The following is a 918-nucleotide window of genomic DNA, read 5'->3' as shown; positions in this document are numbered from 1 at the left end:
GTTTCAATTTTGTCACGCAGCCTTTTCATGTAAACAGTCAGCGTATTATCATTGATAAACTCTCCGGTAGTGTCCCATAAAAGCTCCAACAATCTTCTGCGAGAAAGGACAATACCTTTGTTACGCAAAAAGACTAACAGCAACTTATATTCCATAGCAGACAATAAAATCTCTGTTCCGTTTTTTACCACGGTTGCTTGATTTGTGTCCACAACTAAGTCATGGTAGCTGATAATGTTTTGCGTGTTCTTAGTTCTCCTTAATACGCTGTTGATCCTTGAAAGAAGCTCCCTTGGTCTAAATGGTTTACTGATATAATCGTCAGCTCCCATGTCCAGTCCTGCCACAACACTATATTCATCATCAGACGCCGTTAAGAAAATAACCGGCATAGTTCCTCTTTCTTTAATTGCAGAACAAACAGAAAAGCCATTTCCATTTGATAATTGAATATCCACCAAGGCTATATCGTATTGGTCGTTATCCAATTTTTCTATTGCTTCTTTTTGCCCGGAAGCACTTTCGATTTTGAACCCTTCATTTCCTAAATAGTCCGATAATGAGGATACGATACTTTGGTCATCCTCCACTAATAATAATTTACTCATCATGTATTCTCCTTGCTGAAAGGATTTCTGGCATCATTGCCTTTTTCGTTAGGTATAAATTCAAGAATATCATCAACTCCGCAATGGAGTGTGTTGCATATCTTTTCGATGGTGTCAAGGGAAAGGTAATTATCTCGTTTCAATCGGGTTATGATGTTGGCACTAAAACCTGCCTGTTCCATCAATTCCGCATTGCTCATACCCTTGTCAATCATTAAATGAAACAACTTTTTATATGTTACCGCCATAGCTTACCCTCCTTGTGCTTACATATTCTATTATTATATCACGCAAGTGTGAATAAATCAAC

Annotated in this window: 2 protein-coding genes; both read right to left on the bottom strand. The window is 37.8% G+C overall.

Features of this window, described 5'->3' with window-relative positions; genetic code table 11:
- Window positions 1-608: response regulator transcription factor (locus GPK89_RS11535; RefSeq protein ID WP_215693298.1), on the bottom strand; the 608-nt coding region annotated here is incomplete at its 3' end.
- Window positions 608-856 carry a helix-turn-helix domain-containing protein gene (locus GPK89_RS11530; protein ID WP_055163290.1) on the bottom strand — a complete coding sequence of 83 codons (249 nt, stop codon included), beginning with the start codon at window positions 854-856 and terminating at the stop codon, window positions 608-610. The genes GPK89_RS11535 and GPK89_RS11530, both read right to left, overlap by 1 nt.
- Between the last annotated feature and the right edge of the window lie 62 nt (window positions 857-918).

It is taken from the genome of Gemmiger formicilis (genome assembly GCF_018784445.1).
GTDB lineage: Bacteria > Bacillota > Clostridia > Oscillospirales > Ruminococcaceae > Gemmiger.
This window is presented reverse-complemented; position numbering and strand designations above follow the sequence as displayed.